Consider the following 19205-nt stretch of genomic DNA (forward strand, 5'->3'; position numbering starts at 1 on the left):
CAATCTGCTGATCAGGCTGTGGTTGCCTGCTCAAACGTAAATGCTTTCAGTTTGGCCTCCGTCTCAACATCAACGGCATGACCGTCGGCATCCATCGCGCACAGCAGCGCGCCGGAAACCGGATCGGATGTCAGCCTTACGCAGGATGCATGGGGTGCCCGGACCGCAACGATCCGTTCGATTGCATCCGTCAGGATCGAGCTGTTCGGCCTGTTCAGCACGCTGCCGATGTAAACGATGTCGAAGGCTTCGTCCGCCATGTCCAGCCGCCGGATCAGCGTGCATACCGCATTGGCCAGCTCCTCGCCTTCGTTCTCGAGAATCCAGGTAGCCACCTCGTCGCCCGCTTCAGCCGCCTGAAACAGTGTCTTCACCAGACTTGGCGGAACCTTCGTCCTGCCGTAGAGGACATCCTCATACATCGGTTCGACGGACGTATATCCCATCTGCTCCAGAACGAGCGACGTCAACAAGGTTGCCGGTCCCCGCTCATCCCAGGCCCGAATAACCGCCCGGAAGGCAAGCGTAGCAAACCCCGATCCGCCAGCGTATCCATCCCCGTACAAGAAACCGAAGCCGCCATACTGCAGCTCTTCCCCCGCACGGTTACGGGCGGCGCTGTTGAAGCCCGTACCGCAGATCAATGCGGCGCCATACGGACGGCTCGTTCCCGCCCTCATCCCGATGATGGTATCGCATGCGATAGCATGTCTCGGATATCCGAGCGCCCCGATCATCGGGCGCAGGATCTCGTAATCGGCTTCCCGATCGGCTCCGGCCAGGCCGAAATAGGCATAACTGATATCTTCCTTGGCAGCTCCAGCCTCTTGAAGCGCCCGGTTGCAGGCCTCCTCAATGTTACGGGCCGCATGCTCACGGTGAATCTGGTGATTGCCGTTGCCGGACGCTCCCTTGCCAAGGATATTCCCTTGTTCATCGCAGATGACGGCGTGTGTTTTGCTGCCGCCGGCATCCACGCCCAGATACAAACTCATGGACTTCACTCCTACCCGCCTAACGGCGGCGTCATGTGGTGGTATATGTTTAAGATACCGCTTCCACAGGTTGCCATCTACTGTTATACGATCAAGGAGTGATACTATCTTACTGTTTCTTGGAACTCGTGGCGGAGGGGATCATGGGACTGCCTGCATAAGCGCGCTCCCGGATCTCGCTTGGCGAAGCCCCGACATGCTGCTTGAACAGACGATTGAAATTGGACAGATTCCGGAACCCGCAGGTTTCCGCGATCTCGATAATCTTCTGGTCCGTCGTCTCCAACAGGTGCACGGCATGGGTCAAGCGCAGCTGGATCAGATAATGATGCGGTGAGGTTCCGACCGCCTGCTGGAACAGGGCGCTGAACCGGGAAGGGCTCAGATGCGTTAAATCCGACAGCTCCTGCAGCGTCCAGCCGTAGTCCAGATGAAGCTCCATCGTGCGCAGTACTTCTTTTAACGCGTGCATCCCCCTGCCCTTGATCGGCCTGTGCTCCTGAGCCGGAGACGACAGATGGCGGTTCGCCAAGCTCAGGAAACGAATGAGATCCGAACGGATCAGGCTCATATAAGAGGTCCCCCGGGCTTTATACTCCTCCATCATGCGCCGAAGCAGCCGGGCCAGTTCATCGTGCACCGGAGATTGCCTGTCTACGTTTCCGAGCGAGCGGAAGGGAGCCATCAGGTCCGGATCGAACTTGAGATCGATGGACAGCAGGGAGGGCTCGAACATAATGACGTCCATGACCAGGTTCTCGGTCTCATACGCGCGATGCAGATCATTACTGTTGATGAATATGATATCCCCCTGCCGAAACGGGAGCTTCATCCCGTTGATCAGAATAAAACCGGTTCCGCCTTGAATATAGTTAAGCTCCAACGCATGATGCCAATGCAGGCGCTGGGCTCCGGCGAATATGCCGTGCGTGGTCGACGCGGTAAACGGAAAGGCAGCGTTCGAAAAATCTATGGCGTCCGGAACGACGCTTTGCGGACGATTCACTTCAATTGCACCTCCATGCCTCGTAAATAACGTGTCAACGATGTACTCACATCGTAACATGAGCGCCTCTCTTAAGAAAAACATGGAGCGACGTTTACGCTCAGATGATTAAACCGCAAGCTGCGGCGAGATAGAAGGTAAACCACGGAAGCCTTATTCTTGCCCGTGAAAAAAAAGGATCCGCCCCCAAGTATGCCTGGGGCGGATCCTTACAGGTGCATTAAGATAATGGAAGTTCAACCGTCCAGCCGAACGGATCCTCAACGGTTCCGAGCTGGATGCCCGTGATGGCATCATAAACGCGTTTGGAAAGCTCGCCGGTCGCTCCCTCGCCAATCACCAATTGCTCCTCCTGCCATTCCAGTGAACCGATCGGCGATATCACCGCTGCCGTGCCGGTGCCGAAAGCCTCGGTCAACAAGCCGCTGCGGTGAGCCTCCACGATTTCATCGATGGAAAGGGCCCGCTCTTCCACGGGGATGTTCCAATGCTGCAGCAGCTGGATGACGGAGTTCCGGGTAACCCCATCCAGGATGCTTCCGTTCAGCGCAGGCGTTATCACCTTATCGCCGATCTTGAAGAACACGTTCATGCTGCCGACTTCCTCGATATATTTGCGGTGCACGCCATCGAGCCACAGCACCTGCGAATACCCTTTTAGGGTGGCTTCATCCTGCGCTTTCAAACCTGCCGCATAGTTGCCGGCCGTCTTGGCATTGCCCACGCCCCCGGCAACGGCACGCACGTATTTCGGCTCCACGTAGATGCTGACCGGATTGATGCCTTCCGCATAATACGAACCGACCACCGACAGGATGATCATGAACTTGTATTGCAGCGACGGCGCTACGCCGAGCACGGGCTCGGTTGCGATGACAAACGGACGGATATAGAGCGATGTGCCCGGCTCGGAAGGAATCCAGTCGCGATCCACGAGCACGAGCTGCTTGAGCGCTTCCATCACAAGCCCTTCGTCCAATGTCGGAATGCTCAGGCGCTGGTTGGACAGGTTCAGCCGCTGAATATTTTTGTTCGGACGGAACATGAGAATTCGCTGATCTTCCGTCAGGTAAGCCTTCAGGCCTTCGAATACGGTCTGGCCGTAGTGAAATACTTTGGCGGCAGGGTCAAGTTCGATCGGTTGGTACGGGACGACGCGCGGGTCGTGCCAGCCTTTGCCGGCGTCATAGTCCAGAATAAACATATGATCCGTAAATACCGTGCCGAAAGCCTGTTTATGATGGCTCGGCTTCTCCTTCGGGGTGGTCGTTAATTCCACGGATATCGCGTAAGTCATGTGCACACATCTCCTTATTTTGCAAACGTTATTAGTTGAATCATATCAATCGATGCCCTATATTAAAAATATCTGATTTATAGGGATACCATACCTTTAAGGTATGGAGAGGGGGTATGAAAAATGGACATTCGGCAGCTGCGATATTTCCTGACGATCGCCCAGGAAGGACAGATCACGCGTGCGGCTAAACAGCTTAACATGGAGCAGCCTCCATTAAGCCGTCAGCTGAAGCTGATGGAGGAAGAACTCGGCGTCCTGCTGTTTGAACGCAGCGGCAAGCAGCTTCAGCTCACCCACGCAGGCGAGCTGCTGCAGAGCAGGGCCGCCTCCCTGCTGAACCAGTTCAATGAAACGCTGACCGAGGTGAAAGAGATCCACGCGGGAGTCCGCGGCATGCTCTCCATCGGTGCCGTCGTCTCCTGCATTTCGCTCCTGCCTCAGCGCATCCATATCTTCCGGCAGCAATATCCCGAGGTCACCTTCAAGATTCGGGAAGGCGACCATTCCCTGCTGGCCGATCAGCTCGACAAGCGCAATATCGAGCTCGCAGTGACCCGGCTTCCGTTCGAATCCAGCTTCGGGCCCGAGCGTTATGCCGTTCAGCCCCTGCCCTCCGACCCGTTCGTCGCGGTCATTCCAAGCAGCTGGGAGAGCATTGCCTCCCATTCGGAAATCTCGATGCGCGAGCTGGCGGAATATCCGTTCCTGTCCTTAAAAACCGATCAGACGATCGGGATGCATGAGCGGGTCATTCAAGAATTCAAACGCGGCGAACTTGAGCCGCGCGTCATATGCGAATGCTCCAGCGTTGCCATTATCGTCGCTTTGGTAGCCGAAGGCATTGGCGCCACCATTTTGCCCGAGTCGGTCATGTCCTCCTTCGCGATTCCCGACATCCGGACGCTGTCCATTACAAGCGCTGATTTCCAATCGGACGTGGGCATTGTTTGGCTCAGGGATCATGTCCTGTCCAATCGGGCCCGGCATTTTCTAGCTACCTTTATAGAATAACACTTGTTGAGGCCCCTCGTCTTCCCCAGCTTTGTCCAAGCCTTGCCGCATCGGGGCTTCGTTATCCATTGTGGACAAACTTGAGGTCGCTAATCGTCCCGCATCGGGTAAACCCGATATGTTGATACAGCCGGTTGGAGTCCGGGTTGGCCTGGTCGGCGTACAGCATGGGAACCAATCCTTCCTGCAGCAGGATAGATCCAAGGTCTGCAACCAATGCGCTGGCATACCCTTTTTTTCGTTCCTCCTTGGGCGTGTACACCGCGTTGATGCGGCCGTGTCTTGGCGACCGGTGCGCAATGTTGGCCATCGATACCGTGTGGCTGCCGGCCATCCATACATATAACCCGCCCTGCTGAATGAGTCGTTCGGCGGTCTCGACCTGGCTTGCCGCATTCGCTCGGACCCCATAAGCATCTTCCGAGAATCCGACCAGAAACCGGGCCACCTTCTGCGTATCTTCCACAGCGGCTCGTCTGATCCTCCCCTCTACGCCTAAAGGGCTCTTGACGGTGGGGGCATGGTAAGACTCCATCGTCATCTGATGACGGTAGGCTCCATGGCGCTCCTCTGCGTAGCAGCTGGCGAACTGCTCGGCCACGCCCGGTTCTCCCGTTACGCCCGGCAGAGCTGCTTCCCCCAGCTCGCTGACCAGTTCTCGAAGCAGAAACTGCCGCCGATCCATGGTAACGTCCCGGGATATCCATAACCAGGCGTTCCCGCGGGGCGACTGCGCATAGATCATGCGTCCGTCCGGCGATTTCAGGCCAATACGCTGCGGCGACCCGGCAATGAGATGGATCAGGTTGTACGATACCTCATCCCGAATAAATTCTTCCCGGCACAGCGCCTCGTCCTGTGGCATCAGCTTCGTTAACATGATTCATCCCTCTCTCTTCCCATGATCTTTCCCTGCCCGACCCAAGTGGTGGACCGATCGACGGCCCCGCCGCCTTTTGGCGTCTCCGGCATCCCAAAGCACAAAAAAGCCCCGTCCCCTGTAGGGACGGAGCCTTGTCTCCGCGTTACCACCCTGATTCGTGCCGGCTAGCCGGGCACGCACTCTTGTCATCATCCATCAATGATGCCCCATGGTAACGGCTGGGTAAACCCGGATACGCCTCAACATAAATCGGCGGATCTGCTCCAAGGTGATGGCCAATTCATCGCCGCTGACTGCTTCGCACCGCCCAGCAGTTCTCTGATTCAGCTTCCTTTGCGATCTTGGCGTCCTCATCCAAGCATTTTTCGAAAAATTTAACTCAGTTTATCCCGGCATCATCCGGCTGTCAAGCCCTATTCCAACTAGGATGCTTAAGTCCCCGTCTTATTTGTTATTAAAACGGAAGACCAGCATATCCCCCTTCTCCGGATGGACGCCATCATGTTCCGTATACCGTCCGCCCGTGTACGTGTTTAACGTTTTGCGCCAAAAAATCTGGGTGCTCATATTGCGCTCGGTCGGATTCGTCTGAAGCTCCCATGCGCCTTGGAACTGATCGAACACAAGCTCAGCCGCTCGTTGGGCTACACCTTGTCTTCGAAAAGTCCGAAGCACAAAAAAATCATTCAAGTAGTACTGGATATTCGGCGATGGAATGTATGGCGTGGTCGCCACCAGGGCCAACCCTGCCGCAATGCCATCTACGGATATCAGATAAGGAAAAAGAACCGACGGCTGCTCCCACCACACATCGAGCTGCTTGCTCTGCTCGCTTAAGGTCGGCACATCCTCTTTTTCAAATACACCGAACCGGTTAGGACGGACCCCCCATATCTCAGCAATGTCATGCAAGTACAGCGGATATATGTTATGCAGAATAAATGACTGTTCCTTCGGGCATAAACGTACCTCAATATTCACGGTCAATCCCTCCTTAATGAATGATGTATGTAAGTTTAGTATGTCTAGGATAACATATTTACTCTTCCAAGAGGTTTACAGGTATGTAAATTGCGTTACGAAATGGAGTAAAATACGTTAAACCTACTCCTTATTTCACCACGATTTCATTATATGTCCTACGGCTCATCCAAAATTATGTTGAATTCTGTTATTTATATCATGCAAAGAGCCAACCGAATGTATGCGTCGGTTGGCTCTTTAATTTCTGCGGAATCAGGGTGGATCGGATCGAGCACCTCGCCCCTCCCCGTCCTCTTAATTCGAACCAGCTTGCTCCGTCAAGCCCAGCGCATTCCGCGCCATCGTCATATATTCCTCCTGACCCGTAAGGAGCGCGAACTGGGCGATCAGCACGGGATAAGCCGCATGCTGCTCGACAATATGGTCGAACATGCGCGGCCATACCTTTCCTCCCGCTTGTTCATACCGATCCAACAGGACACGAAGATTATGCTCGCCGTATATGGCGTAATACAGCACGAAATCTTTGGCGGGACTGGCTACCTCCGACTCCGTCCAATCCAGCAGCCCGGTAACCCGCACGCGCTCATCAATCAGGATATGCGGCGGATGAAGATCTCCGTGGATCAGCGCGGAATGCGTTGGCCAGTAAGAATCGTCTCCCAGCCACTTCTGCCACCTCTCCCAGAGCGTTTCGGAAACGCCTAGGCGGGCCTTGATGTCGTCCATGTTTCGGGCAGTCTCCTCGCGAACTTCTTGGGGGCTTTTTACCCGCAGGCCTGCGGCTCGGGCTGCATCGTGGTCGATTCCGTGCAGGGCGACCAGTGCCTCAGCCAGGGAGTGAACGAACGGCTCACCCGGATTCTCGGCATCCATATTAAATGCATATCCTTCCATGCTGACGGAAGCGGCAGGCTGCCCGCCGAGCAGCGGGTAGGCGATGAGCTCCGGCGTATATATGCGCCAATCCGGCACGTCGACCGGCAGATGGGACTGGATCAGCTTCAGGACTCGTGCCTCATTATCCGCCCTGTCCAGCACATCCGTTCTTCTCGGCTTCCGCAGGATCCACCTTGCCCCGGTCTTGGCCTCCTCCGCAAATCCAACGAGAAAGTCCATCCCGGATTCATTCATCTCAATGCCTTCGGGATTCAAATTCACCCCGTGCTTACCGGCTATCTCCAGCATCTCTTGGATCACTTGCGTATAATCGTCATTGGGCTTAGCTATTGTCATAAGGAATCCATCCCTTCCATATTTCATTGATATCGTAATAGGCCGTCATCACAACAAAAAAAGCACAGGCAACGAGCTGCCTGTGCTGGGTAACCGAAACGGGACCTTACCGTCCACCGTTCCTGGAAATGCCTACTCGAATACACGTTCAAATACGGGAAGGTGAAGACACCTCTTGTCCCGCACATGAAAAAACATGCACTCCTATAGACATATCATAAAAATGGGTTACGTAAAAATGACGGACCCATCCCGATTACCCTGCAACTGTGCAGGTCTCTTTAGCGCTATTTCATTAGCCGCGAAAAGATCTCAATCGGGAATAATCCAACATACGTAACCCTCCGTTCATCCTAAGTTGTGTATAACTTTACCAAAACCACGAAATCTTTGCAAGAACTTCTTGAGCAGTTTGCTGCCTTTATAAGGTGACGCATAACACGCAAGTTCACACGGGATGAGCAATGAAGCCCTCAATGGCGCTTTTCTAACCGCATCATCATGCCTTAGGCTTCTTCCTGCAAATGCTCCCTGCAAAAAGCCGTGAGTTCTTCCTCTTCCTCGGGCTCCATATCAAAATCCAGATACTGATCCGTTGTGCGCTCATAGAAATCGTATTTGACGATACGCGAAGCATCCTCATCATCCAGGTAGATCACTCGCAGGTAGACGCCATGCTCCGAATAGAGCTCGTCATCCTCCGGCACGTCCAAATCGCATACAAACTCAAAGCGTTTGCCGGTCAGGATTCCAAACGGGTCCTTCACCAGCTCGACGCTGTATTCTTTGATCGTTAACATATTCCCACCCTTTCTATCACTCTGCTTATTATACACAAGAGAGCGCCCATCCCTACACTCTTTCTAATTGCTCAAAGACTGCCTCTGCCGGAACCCGAGGCCGTTCCCCAATTTACGATTCTATCAGCGCATACCTTTAACGAGCTGCACCGAATTGACTTACGGTAAAAAAAGAAGACCACCCAAGAAGAGCACGTATTAGGAAGACAAAATGACCCTCGCAGGGGTCATTTTGCTGATTCGGGTTATAAAAATATCCCTGAAGCCGATCACTTGCCGTCCTCTTGACCGGTCCGTTCCTTCCCCTTCGCGGTTGCGGCGAACGATCGGGTCATCGTCTTGATCAGCTCCGCTTTGCGGTAACGCAAGGCGGACCAATCCTCGTCGATGGCGATCTGCCGAACGGGCTCGTAGCCTTCGTCGGCAAGGATGCCCGTAACGCTCTCCCGGCTGCAATCGGAGTTCTTGTACGTCTTGGACGTCTTCTTGGGGTAACACAGCCAGAGCAGGCCGTTATCCGCCACGGAGCCGGCTGCAATCTCGGCCAGCCGCCGTAATTCTTCATTGCTTGTCCCAAAGGCCTGCACGAAGTCGTACGGTGCTTGCACAGGCTCCGTATGAACATCTCCCTGCAGGGAACTGATGACCTCTTGATAGGCCTGCGGTGCGTTAAGCATCAGAACCGGCTGGCCGAGGTCCTTGTACTGCAGCTTTTTGATGATTGGATGAATCTCCGGCATTTCTGCTCATTCCTCTCGCGATGGATTCGTATAGGCCACCTACCGGACCCAATTTAAGAAGAGCATACCCATACGAATGGATACGCCCTTACTTCTCGGCAACCCATGGTGCGTTGGTAATGCCTCCAAGAGATGCCCGTTGTCTGCTTGTTACTGAGCCTTCTTGATCTGCTTGCTGCGCAGCTGTCCGCAGGCTGCGTCGATATCCGTGCCATGCTCCAGCCGCACGCTGCAGCTGATGCCCTGTTTCTTTAAGGTATCGTAAAATGCGGTGATCGATTCTTTGGTGCTGCGCTGGTACTGGCTGTGCTCATCCACCGGGTTGTACGGAATGAGGTTCACGTTCGCCAGATTGCGGCGCTCGCCCACGAGCTCGGCCAGCTCGAGCGCATGCTCCCGCTGATCGTTCACATCCTTCAGCAGAATGTACTCCAGCGTGATGCGGCGATTCGTTTTTTCCAAATAGTAATCAATCGCTGCCATCAGTTTCTCGATCGGAATCGCTTTGTTGATCTTCATGATGCGGGTCCGGATCTCGTCGTTCGGCGCATGCAGGGAAATGGCGAGATTCACGCCCAGATCGCTGTCCGCGAACTCGACGATTTTGTTAGCCAGCCCGCTGGTCGATACCGTAATATGACGAGGGCCAATCGCAAGCCCTTTATGATCCTTGATCACGCGGATGAAATCCGACATGTTCTCATAATTGTCAAAAGGCTCCCCGATCCCCATTACGACGAGATGGCTGACCCGTTCGCTGCTGCCTCTCCGATCCAAGTGAAGCTGAACCTGCATGACCTGCTCCACGATTTCCGCTGCGGACAAATCCCGGCTCTTCTTCAGCAACCCGCTGGCACAGAAGCTGCAGCCGATATTGCACCCGACCTGTGTGGTCACGCACACCGACAATCCGAATTTATGCCGCATCAATACGGTCTCGATCAGGTTGCCGTCCACCAGCTTGAACAGAAACTTAACCGTGCCGTCCAGAGACTCCTGCTTGGTATGCTCCTCCAAGGTCAGGATCGTATAATGTTCCTCGAGCAGCTGCAGACATTCCGGATGCACATCCGTCATATCGGAAAAAGACGTTACCCGCTTCCGATACAGCCATTCCCACACCTGCGTTGCCCGAAATTTTTTATGTCCACGCTCGCCTAGCCAAGCCGTCAACTGATCTAATGTTAATCCATAAATGGATGGTTTGTTCATTGATTGGTCCTCTTTCTATTCATAGTCCACTCCTTATTGTCCCAAAATTCCGAGGGGAACACAAGGGGAGTTATAGGCAATTCACGCTTCTTTGACACAAAACGGGATTGACATATCCAGGAAATCCCTTTATCTTATTATTGACTGACTGAATCAATCATAATTTAGGGAGACGGAAAGAACTACAACTTCTCGTTTATTCTTAGGGAGCTCACTCCCAGTCAGTCCGTCACCTTCGTCCAAGTCAGAAAACCAGATGGTATTTTTTCGTTTAAGATTGACTGATTAAATCAATCTACATTGGAGGTAAACAAATGAATTCCAAAGGAAAAGCCCTGATTCTTGGTGGAGGCATAGCCGGACTATTCACCGCCAACGTGTTATCGAGGCATTATGAGGAGGTGGTCATCGCCGATCGGGATGAATTTCCCGCAGGTCCGGAGAATCGAGCCGGTACGCCGCAGGCTTATCATCCCCACCGTTTTCTTGAACGCGGCAAAATGATCGTTGAACGATGGTTCCCTGGCATAACCGAGGAACTGCTTCAGCAGGGTGCTCACCCCCGAGCGCAAAAGTCCGTTAAAATGACCAACCGTTTCGGCACGCTGGAACTGCCCGATGAGCCTAATGCGGGATGCAGCCGATCCCTCCTGGAGTGGACCCTTCGCAGCAGAGTGGCCAAACTGCCAAACGTTACTCTCTTACCGAAACTGACGGCGCAACAATTGCTGTTTGACGCCGGCAAGAAGGCCGTTACCGGCGTTGTGTTCCGGGACAGGAACGTCAAGGAGCCGGCGTTCCTTCATATGAATGCGGATATCGTCGTGGATGCAAGCGGTCGCGGGTCCAAGCTGGCTGATTGGCTGCAGGACCTCGGTTATGCGATACCGGAGGCTGAACGGCTGCACATCTCTCTCGGCTATAGCACGCGGCATTATAAGGTGCCTGAGGAAATCCATGCGGCGTGGAGCACCATCGTGAACGAAGGAGACCCCGCTCTCGGCATCGGCACGGCCGTCTTCAATCCGATCGAGAATCAGCTTGCTGAGATCGTGCTGTATCGAGCGGGAGGGGCATCTTATCCGACAACCGAAAGCGACCTGTACAATCAGGAAGCCCAAGATCTATTCGGACCCGCCATCGGAAACTTCCTTGAGCAGTTGGAGCCTGTTTCGAGTCCGCGAGGCTACCGGATCGAAGAGTACGTGAGACAGCATTTCGAGGAAATGGAAGACTGGCCCTCCGGTCTTCTAGTGCTTGGCGATGCCTTCTGCAGCTTCGATCCGATATTCGGCCAAGGCATGACGGTGGCGGCTATCCAGGCAGACACGCTGGACCGCTGCTTGCAGTCTAAGCAGGAAGGAGTCCTGCTTGAACAGGGATTCGAGCGTTCGGCACTTCAGGAGATTCAATCCGCCATAGAACCTGCATGGTGGCTTAGTGCAGCGGCCGATCTAAGATGGGCAGGCGTGAAATACGAAGGCCGCTTGTCCGCCCAAGGGTTTTCTTTTGCCCAGAGGCTGTTCGACATATGCCAGGAACTGGCTTACAGCCATCACGACATGGCCGTATTTGAGCAGTACATGATGGTCACCGGCCTGCTCGCTTCGCCTAATGATCTGTTTAATGCTAAAAGCATCACCGCCATCGTGAATGCGGATCGTTCCGGACAGGGCAACGCTTGGCTCCATCAAGCGCTGGAAGAGGCCGGCGTGCCGCTGGAAGAGCTATTGGAACAGATCATCCCCGCTTTCAATACGGAATTCCTGCCCTTAACCATGGGATTGCCCGAATAATTCAAATGCGTTATTGTGGATATCAGCAAGAGAATACCATGGTGAGGGATTGACAAGAAATGGCCCCGTTGAATGAAGAACAACTGCATCAAATACGCGACGAACGAAAAGAACAAATCATGCGAGCAGCCATCAAAGTATTCTCAAAAAGAGGTATTTTCGGAACCAAAATGAGCATGATCGCCGGCGAAGCCGGGGTCAGTCACGGCCTGCTTTATCATTACTTCAAATCCAAAGACGAGTTGTTCATTACGCTCGTACAATGGTCAATGGATGAGGCACGGCACGCGCTCTCCGACATCTATGACGTGCCCGGTACCCCTCTTGAGAAAATTACATTGCTGACCTCCATGATTCTTCAAGAGGACGATAATTCGCACTTCATGCTGATTCAGCAAGCACGCACCTCGGATGGCGTGCCGGAAGAGGCCAAACGGATTATCGAGAGCTATTCCATCCATGCCTTCGTGGATCAGCTCATGCCGCTGTTCGAAGCCGGACAGCAGGCAGGAGAGATCGCGGCTGGCGATCTGAGAGAACTGGCGGCCTGTTATTTATCCGTGCTGTCGGGATTAATGACGCTGAAGTCCCAGGAGGATCCGAGCTATACGCCTCCTAGAGCGGAGCTGCTGCTGCGCATGCTTACGAACGGACAGGGAAAATAACGCAAACAGACACACCTCTCATGAAATGGCCGGGTTCATAACCGCCATGTTCATAAGAGGTGTGTTTGTTACTGCCGTGCGTGTCGTGTATCAGTCAGACGTCCCGGGTTCATGCTTCTCCTGCTCCCGGATCTGCGAGCCGTCGCTCAGCGTGATCCAGGTGTCGAACTGCCGCTGTCCTTCATGCAGGCGAATGACCCTTGCCCCCCGGAGCATGCCTTCGCGGCCATATGTGCCATACCCGGTCGCTCTGCCGTAGCAGAGGCGGATGCCGTGCAGTTCGCCCCAATAATCATTGATGTGATCATGTCCTGCGAACGTGCCCATTACATCCCCTCGCTCGAGCATCGCCGCGAACAGCCCGGTATTCACCTCCGGACAACATACCCTCTCAAACTTGCTGCCATAACACGTCCTCCGCTCCCACACCTCGCGATACTCCGGCAGCGGGATATGGAAAAAAGCCAATGACGGCAGCGGGTTCCCCTGATGCTTGGCGCTGTATGCCCGGGACGCCATTTCATACCACTGGATCTGGTCGCGCCGGATCCAATCGTACCCCGGAACGGCAGGGTGTTCAGATTCTCTCCCTGAGTCGAAGAAGTACAAAACGGCCGCCGTCTCTTCTCCGTTACTTCCGTATAAAGGCAGCGTATAATTCCCTACGCCATGAATATCCGGCGAGCCGTGCTCTGCGCAATTATAAGCGTGCTGCATGGCGACATCCATCAGCTCTTCGCGCGTGATCTCGCCCTCCGTATCATGGTTCCCGAATACGAAGGCCCAGCGGATTCCGCGGGACTCCACCGCAGACACGGCATCCTTGAAGGCCTGCGCCGGATCCTGGCACTTTCTATAACCGGTGTCGGCTTCGCCGGAATAAATAAGATCGCCCGTAAACACCACCAGATCGGGCTGCTCCAGGTCGAGCACCGTCTCCATGCAGCGCCGGCTCATCAGATCCTCCGGCTCCCCATTCTTCCAATGAATATCTGTAAACTGCACGATCTTGAAGGTATGATCGTCTCCGAATCGAAGAATCGGCTTCATCGCACATTGCCTCCTTTTACTTGGACATGTGGTTTTCATGTTGGTTGTTGTGGTTTTATGTGTATATTAGAGGAGAAAACGCCCCAAAGTCAATGATTTTTGTTGACATTGTCAATTATCCATCCTAATATAGGATCGAATCCACAACTTCGGTCATCATCAGTCATATATCACATGGAGGCGAATGCATTTATGTCCGTAACCTATGAGGAGCGCAGAGGGAAGATTTTGAATCAATTGGAGCTTGAAGGCAAGGTGAAAGTCCACGCCTTGGCAGAGCAGCTGGAGGTATCCGCCGAAACGATCCGGAGGGATTTGGACCGGTTAGAGAAAGAAGGCCAACTGCGCAAGGTTTACGGCGGTGCCGTCAAATCGCGTTCCGGACATATCGAGCCGTCCTTCACCAGCCGTTCTCAGACATGCGCGGAAGAAAAAGCCGCGATCGGCAAACTCGCCGCCTCCCTTGTCAAGGATGGCGAAACCGTTCTGCTCGATAACGGGACGACCACGATTGAGGTCATGCGCTATCTTAAAGACCGGCCTGATGTCACGGTCATCACCCATTCGCTGCCTATATTGAACCTCGCGATGGAGATGTTTCAGGGGAGGATTATTTTTATCGGCGGAGATATGGATCGGACCAAGCAAGCGTCAACCGGACCTCTTACCGAAATGCTGCTGGAGCAGTTCAAGGTGAATAAAGCGTTTATCTCGGTTGGCGGGATCTCGTTAACCGATGGCATTACCGATTATGATCTGGACGAAGCTTATATCTCGCGAAAAATGCTTGCGCGTGCGGAGGAAGGCATCGTTCTGGCGGACCATACGAAGCTTGGGGTAACCACGTTCTCGAAGCTCGCCAAGCTGGATGATATCTCCATGGTCATCACGGATCAAGGATGTTCACGGGAATGGATGGATAATCTGTCCGCCCGCGGCATCGAAGTGCTCATAGGACAATAGCTGATGGAGCTGCTGTCACTGCTGCTGGTGCTGTCTTCCGGACTGACCCATGCCCTCTGGAATCTGTTTACGAAGCGAAGCATTCATAAATCGGTATTTCTGTGGTGCATCCACTCCGTCACGTTAGTCTTTCTGATGCCTTATTTTGTCGTGGAGATGTCGGGGCTGCGGTTGGAACTGCCCGTTTACGGTCTTATGCTGCTGTCCATGACCATTCAAGGCTGCTATATCACGCTGCTCTCCAAAGCCTATACCCATGGCGACATGTCTCAAGTGTATCCGTTCATGCGGGGGCTTGGCGCGATGTTGACTTCGCTGTGCAGCCTCGTGTTGTTTCATGAACAATTAAGCACGGCAGGCTATATGGGGCTGAGTCTTATCATTTTTTCGCTGTTTGCTTTATCGGGTTTGAGACTCAGGGGCCAATCCAGCGTAAACCCCAAAGCCTTGTTATATGCTTGTCTGGTCGGGCTTTGCATTTCCGGATATACCTTGACCGACAAAGCCATTCTGGATGCAGGGGTCTCCCCCGTCTCGCTGATCCAGTTATCCAACATCAGTTACTTCGTCGCCCTGGTCGTTCCCGTGGCGCTGTCCAGGCAGCTGACACGAGAATGGTCGGTGAACTGGCGCACGATTCTGCTGGGCTCCATCCTGGCACCGGGTTCATACTTGCTGTTCCTGTTTGCCATGCGGCTCACACCGCTTGCCCACATTGCCCCGGTCCGTGAAATCAGCACGGTGTTCGGCACCGTTCTGGGCATCATCGTGCTGCGCGAACAGCAAGGCTGGCGGCGAATCGTCATGTCTGCGCTCATCACGATAGGCATCATCACGATTGCCCTATGGGGGTAGGAATCGTCTGCATGAATTCATGAAGATCAAAATGTTCATACCGAGGAGGATCTATCGATGGCTAACCGTGTCGTTATTCTTGGAATTGATGGAGCAGGCGGGTTCATTCAAAACGCGGACGCTCCGCATATTCACGCTCTGCTGAAGGCAGGAGCATACTCTTACGATGCTCAGACCGTATATCCGAGCATTAGTGCCGAATGTTGGGGCTCGTTGTTATACGGCGTAAAACCGGATCGACATGGTCTTGATAATGACCGGGCGATCCACGGAAGGATTCCGGTGGACTTCCCCTATGCCTCGCTGTTCAAGCTGGCTCGCCGGCAATGGCCGGATGCCCCTTTGTCTGCATTCAGCTGCTGGGCACCGATCAACACGGGAATCATTGAGAATACGATTAACGTTCATATGGAATCCAAACCGGACCCCGAGCTGGCGGAGGCCATCGTCGATTATATTCATCAACAGCCCGAGTTCAAGCTGATGTTCATTCAGCTGGATCACCCCGACGGCGCCGGCCACAAGCACGGATTCGCTACGGATCAGCAGCTGGAGCAAATTGCCGTAACCGATCAGTACGTAGGCATGATAGTCAAAGCACTCGAAGATCAGCAGCTGCTGGAAGACACCTGGATCCTTACGGTCACGGATCACGGCGGAGGAGGCGCACATCCTAACGATCACGGAAGTGATCACCCCATGGATATGACCATTACTTGGGGAATTACGGGCCCAGACGTAAAGCCCGGCCTTATCGAAGCACCGATCAGCATCATGGACACGACCGTCGTCATCGGTCACGTCCTGGGACTGCCCGCTCAGGCTTGCTGGGAGGGAAAAGTGCCCGAAGGCATACTCTAACTCCAAATAAAAAGCCGGCATTTACGCGCCGGCTTCTTCTGTACAAAGGGCATCTTCCGTTGTCTTGATGTCCGCAAACCATCTTAGCGTTGCATTCACGTGATCAATGATCTGCTGCGCCGTTAACGCCGAATTGTTCCAGGTGCTGTGGGCATCGGACACCAGCGTGACATCATAGCCCAAACTGGATGCTCTCCGGCAGGTGGTATCCACGCATAATTCGCTTTGCATGCCCGCAAGGATTACATGCTCGATGCCCTGCCTCTTCAATTCCTCCTCAAGCGTCGTATGGTAGAAGGAATCCGGTCTTGTCTTCTGAATGACGGTATCCGACATCGCAGGCGTGATCTCAGGATTAATCTTCCACGCCTCCGAACCTGCCTTCAACCCTTCGTCATTATGCTGGATGTAAATAACAGGAATGCCGCCGCTTCTCGCTTTTGCGATCAGCTGCTTGAGATTATGGAGCAATCGATCTCCTTCGTACACCGGATCATTTACTTGAAACATCTCATTCTGCACATCAATGACCAACAGCGCGCTCTTCTTCAACTATAACAACCTCCCGTACAGATCATAATCATCCCTTTCCATTATAGAACGTTTGTTCCCGACTTGTATATCAAAATTTGTGTCTCATTCTTAAGGAGGGAGTACCCTTCCACGCAAAAAAAGGAATCCGCTCTTAAGGGGACTCCTTATCATGGCTGATCGCCCATCCGGGTATCGCTATAAGAGCAGTGATGGTTCCTCTCCGCTACTCTTCTTCGACGCGAATCCGAGGGTTTGCCGACTTCTTCTTTAAGTTATACTGATGGAGCTTTCTCATGGTCTTGTAAAGCTGCTGTAATTCTTGGTCATCCAAAATATCAAACATGGAGGTTTGAAAATCCGACAGCAGCGGGATAATTTCTTCCAGCAAGGCTTGTCCCTTCTCGGTTAGCGAGATGTACTTCACCTTCCAATCCTGCTTGCGGACAATCAGGCCCAGCTTCTCCAGCCGTTTCACCATGTGGGAAACGCCGCCGCCGCTGATGGACAGGTATTCGGCCAGCTCCTGCTGAGATAGAGGTTGGTGGGCCATGACCTGGATCAGCACGTCGAATTGGGCAACGGTAATGCAGAAAGGCTGCAAAAACTCATTCGAGATGTGATTGCCGATCTGCTGAAACCGGGTGATCCGAATCCATGACAGCATGGCTAACCGGTTCTCCTGATGAAATCCCAATTGCTTCATTGATTCCATTGACCTCCTCTATCGTAATCACAGTCAATTTATCACTCAAATGATAAGCTGTCAAATCATGTACATAAAGCTGATACCAGCAAGCATCAAGGCTGCCAAGATGCAATATGCCAAGGGTCAGCATGATTACGGGAATAATAAATGTGCCGGATGCAGGTCCTCCGCTGAATACATACAGCTTATATTCGATATATCAAATATCCCTTATTTTTGATCAAAGGACATATCATTTAATCGATATTTCAGTGCTCATCTTCTCTATTTAGCGGCTCGGCGCACGTTTCATTCCGAAGTATGACCAGGGAGACTATCCTTATAATAGCAACCATACTTTAATAACCCCGTCTGACACATATCGGGAATTCCCACTCCAGCCGCTCAACCATAACAACCGTATCATCTTATTCAAATACATCTTTAAACTTTGACATTCTTCCTGAAAAATGATATATCAAATTTAGCGAGGTGATCTCATATGGAACAAATTCCACTATATCAACATATCGTCAACGCTCTAACAGCCAAGATTGAATCCGGAGAGCTTCAGGCTGGAGACCAGCTTCCGACCGAAGCCGAGATTTCCAAGGAATATAAGGTCAGCCGGATTACATCGAAGAGAGCGCTGAACGAGCTGGAGAATGCCAAGCTGATTTACCGGATCCAGGGCAAAGGGAGCTTCGTAAGCGACGCTAAGGCTGATCACCGACCATTGAGCAAGACTGGCAAAGAGATTCTGCTGATTCTCCCGTTCGCCCATAATCCGGGACTCGGCGATTACGAGAAAGGCATCAATGAATATCTCGCAACGACCGACTATAGCTTGAACATTCAGTCCAACACGATTGTCGGGCAGCGCAAGCTGTTGGAGTCTGCGCTTCAAAGCGCCTATTCCGGATTGATCCTCTACCCGATCAGCAGCATCTCGGACCTTGGGATTCTGTATCAATATCACCTGGCAAAGTACCCGCTTGTGACGATGGACAAGTGCATTGAAGGCATCCCCTTCCTGTCGGTCGTCTCCGATAACTTTGGCGGCGGATACCAAGCCTCCAAACATCTGATTGAGAACAATCACAAAAAAATCGCCTTTATCTCCTCCTTGAAGGTAGAGAATTCCTCTTCCATCCGGGAGCGTTATTTCGGTTACTTGAAGGCTCTGTATGATTACAGCCTGATCGATTACAGCGTCAATGACTTGACCGACCGTTACTTAACCCATGACCACGACAACGGCAGAGAATACTATATTCAGTTTCTTCAGTCCGTCGTGAACCAAGGAATTACGGGGATTGTGGCAGAGAATGACCTCATTGCGATCGAGATCATTCAAATCGCCAAGGAGTTGGGCTTGTCCGTTCCGGACGATTTCTCCGTGGTCGGTTTTGACGACATTCATCTCGCGAGCTTCGTTGAACCCAAGCTGACCACCATATCGCAGGATTTTGGACAGATGGGATATCAGGCTGCACGGAACCTCATATCCCTCATAGAGCACCCTCTGGAACACCCTCTTGAGAATGTGGTGATTCCCGTTCGGCTCATGGAACGCCAGACCGTGAAGAAGTTATAATCCGCCTATTCCTCAATAACAAAGGAGACTTT

General features: G+C 52.9%; 19 protein-coding genes. 7 read left to right on the forward strand and 12 right to left on the reverse strand.

Features of this window, described 5'->3' with window-relative positions; all coding sequences use genetic code 11:
• Positions 1 to 11: 11 nt before the first annotated feature.
• The 3 genes from GYMC10_RS30335 to GYMC10_RS30345 all read right to left on the reverse strand — a co-directional run bounded on the left by GYMC10_RS30335 (position 12) and on the right by GYMC10_RS30345 (position 3298).
• On the reverse strand, positions 12 to 995 hold the full coding sequence (locus GYMC10_RS30335) for an N-acetylglucosamine kinase (RefSeq protein WP_015737920.1): 984 nt from the start codon (positions 993 to 995) through the stop codon (positions 12 to 14).
• A gap of 109 nt (positions 996 to 1104) precedes the next feature.
• On the reverse strand, positions 1105 to 2001 hold the full coding sequence (locus GYMC10_RS30340; RefSeq protein ID WP_041622075.1) for an AraC family transcriptional regulator: 897 nt from the start codon (positions 1999 to 2001) through the stop codon (positions 1105 to 1107).
• A 220-nt stretch (positions 2002 to 2221) separates the two neighbouring features.
• The gene (locus tag GYMC10_RS30345; protein WP_015737922.1) at positions 2222 to 3298 is read right to left on the reverse strand and encodes a branched-chain amino acid aminotransferase; all 1077 of its coding nucleotides are present in this window, start codon (positions 3296 to 3298) and stop codon (positions 2222 to 2224) included.
• Positions 3299 to 3421: 123 nt separating this feature from the next.
• Here GYMC10_RS30345 and GYMC10_RS30350 point away from each other — a divergent pair, with 123 nt between their 5' ends.
• Positions 3422 to 4312, forward strand: a complete 891-nt coding sequence (locus tag GYMC10_RS30350; RefSeq protein WP_015737923.1) for a LysR family transcriptional regulator — start codon at positions 3422 to 3424, stop codon at positions 4310 to 4312.
• A gap of 61 nt (positions 4313 to 4373) precedes the next feature.
• Here the strand turns inward: GYMC10_RS30350 and GYMC10_RS30355 are convergent, their stop codons facing one another.
• The 6 genes from GYMC10_RS30355 to rlmN all read right to left on the reverse strand — a co-directional run bounded on the left by GYMC10_RS30355 (position 4374) and on the right by rlmN (position 10167).
• A complete protein-coding gene (locus GYMC10_RS30355) occupies positions 4374 to 5192 on the reverse strand; it encodes a GNAT family N-acetyltransferase (RefSeq protein ID WP_015737924.1) in 819 nt (272 codons plus the stop codon).
• Between the two features lie 447 nt (positions 5193 to 5639).
• Positions 5640 to 6176: a GNAT family N-acetyltransferase gene (locus tag GYMC10_RS30360; protein ID WP_015737925.1), complete on the reverse strand. Its 537-nt coding sequence runs from the start codon at positions 6174 to 6176 to the stop codon at positions 5640 to 5642.
• A gap of 297 nt (positions 6177 to 6473) precedes the next feature.
• Positions 6474 to 7415 (reverse strand): macrolide 2'-phosphotransferase MphI, encoded by a 942-nt coding sequence (mphI, locus tag GYMC10_RS30365; protein ID WP_015737926.1) that lies wholly within the window; start codon positions 7413 to 7415, stop codon positions 6474 to 6476.
• 506 nt (positions 7416 to 7921) lie between these two features.
• Positions 7922 to 8215, reverse strand: coding sequence for a DUF6509 family protein (locus GYMC10_RS30370; RefSeq protein WP_009592692.1), 294 nt, complete (start codon positions 8213 to 8215; stop codon positions 7922 to 7924).
• A gap of 269 nt (positions 8216 to 8484) precedes the next feature.
• Positions 8485 to 8955, reverse strand: a complete 471-nt coding sequence (locus tag GYMC10_RS30375; RefSeq protein ID WP_015737927.1) for a hypothetical protein — start codon at positions 8953 to 8955, stop codon at positions 8485 to 8487.
• A 150-nt stretch (positions 8956 to 9105) separates the two neighbouring features.
• Entirely contained in the window at positions 9106 to 10167 is a 1062-nt protein-coding gene (rlmN, locus tag GYMC10_RS30380; protein ID WP_015737928.1) for a 23S rRNA (adenine(2503)-C(2))-methyltransferase RlmN, read from the reverse strand.
• Between the two features lie 314 nt (positions 10168 to 10481).
• Between rlmN and GYMC10_RS30385 the strand changes: the two genes are divergently transcribed.
• The gene (locus tag GYMC10_RS30385; protein WP_015737929.1) at positions 10482 to 11963 is read left to right on the forward strand and encodes an NAD(P)/FAD-dependent oxidoreductase; all 1482 of its coding nucleotides are present in this window, start codon (positions 10482 to 10484) and stop codon (positions 11961 to 11963) included.
• Positions 11964 to 12022: 59 nt separating this feature from the next.
• Positions 12023 to 12628 (forward strand): TetR/AcrR family transcriptional regulator, encoded by a 606-nt coding sequence (locus GYMC10_RS30390; RefSeq protein WP_015737930.1) that lies wholly within the window; start codon positions 12023 to 12025, stop codon positions 12626 to 12628.
• Positions 12629 to 12718: 90 nt separating this feature from the next.
• Here the strand turns inward: GYMC10_RS30390 and GYMC10_RS30395 are convergent, their stop codons facing one another.
• Positions 12719 to 13678 (reverse strand): metallophosphoesterase family protein, encoded by a 960-nt coding sequence (locus GYMC10_RS30395; protein WP_015737931.1) that lies wholly within the window; start codon positions 13676 to 13678, stop codon positions 12719 to 12721.
• Positions 13679 to 13870: 192 nt separating this feature from the next.
• Between GYMC10_RS30395 and GYMC10_RS30400 the strand changes: the two genes are divergently transcribed.
• From GYMC10_RS30400 to GYMC10_RS30410, 3 genes are read left to right on the forward strand one after another with little or no spacing between them, the layout of a single operon-like run.
• Positions 13871 to 14641 (forward strand): DeoR/GlpR family DNA-binding transcription regulator, encoded by a 771-nt coding sequence (locus GYMC10_RS30400; RefSeq protein WP_015737932.1) that lies wholly within the window; start codon positions 13871 to 13873, stop codon positions 14639 to 14641.
• Positions 14642 to 14644: 3 nt separating this feature from the next.
• Positions 14645 to 15496 (forward strand): DMT family transporter, encoded by an 852-nt coding sequence (locus GYMC10_RS30405; RefSeq protein WP_015737933.1) that lies wholly within the window; start codon positions 14645 to 14647, stop codon positions 15494 to 15496.
• A 57-nt stretch (positions 15497 to 15553) separates the two neighbouring features.
• On the forward strand, positions 15554 to 16357 hold the full coding sequence (locus GYMC10_RS30410) for an alkaline phosphatase family protein (protein ID WP_015737934.1): 804 nt from the start codon (positions 15554 to 15556) through the stop codon (positions 16355 to 16357).
• A 21-nt stretch (positions 16358 to 16378) separates the two neighbouring features.
• On the opposite strand, the gene GYMC10_RS30415 is transcribed toward GYMC10_RS30410, so the two are convergent.
• Together GYMC10_RS30415 and GYMC10_RS30420 are read right to left on the reverse strand one after the other, a co-directional pair.
• Positions 16379 to 16909 (reverse strand): cysteine hydrolase family protein, encoded by a 531-nt coding sequence (locus GYMC10_RS30415; protein WP_015737935.1) that lies wholly within the window; start codon positions 16907 to 16909, stop codon positions 16379 to 16381.
• A 205-nt stretch (positions 16910 to 17114) separates the two neighbouring features.
• The gene (locus tag GYMC10_RS30420) at positions 17115 to 17594 is read right to left on the reverse strand and encodes a MarR family winged helix-turn-helix transcriptional regulator (RefSeq protein ID WP_015737936.1); all 480 of its coding nucleotides are present in this window, start codon (positions 17592 to 17594) and stop codon (positions 17115 to 17117) included.
• 484 nt (positions 17595 to 18078) lie between these two features.
• On the opposite strand from GYMC10_RS30420, the gene GYMC10_RS30425 reads away from it, so the two are divergent.
• Positions 18079 to 19173, forward strand: coding sequence for a GntR family transcriptional regulator (locus GYMC10_RS30425; RefSeq protein WP_015737937.1), 1095 nt, complete (start codon positions 18079 to 18081; stop codon positions 19171 to 19173).
• The last annotated feature ends 32 nt before the right edge of the window (positions 19174 to 19205 follow it).

The sequence above is a fragment of the Paenibacillus sp. Y412MC10 genome (assembly GCF_000024685.1).
Taxonomy (GTDB): Bacteria; Bacillota; Bacilli; order Paenibacillales; family Paenibacillaceae; genus Paenibacillus_AQ; species Paenibacillus_AQ lautus_A.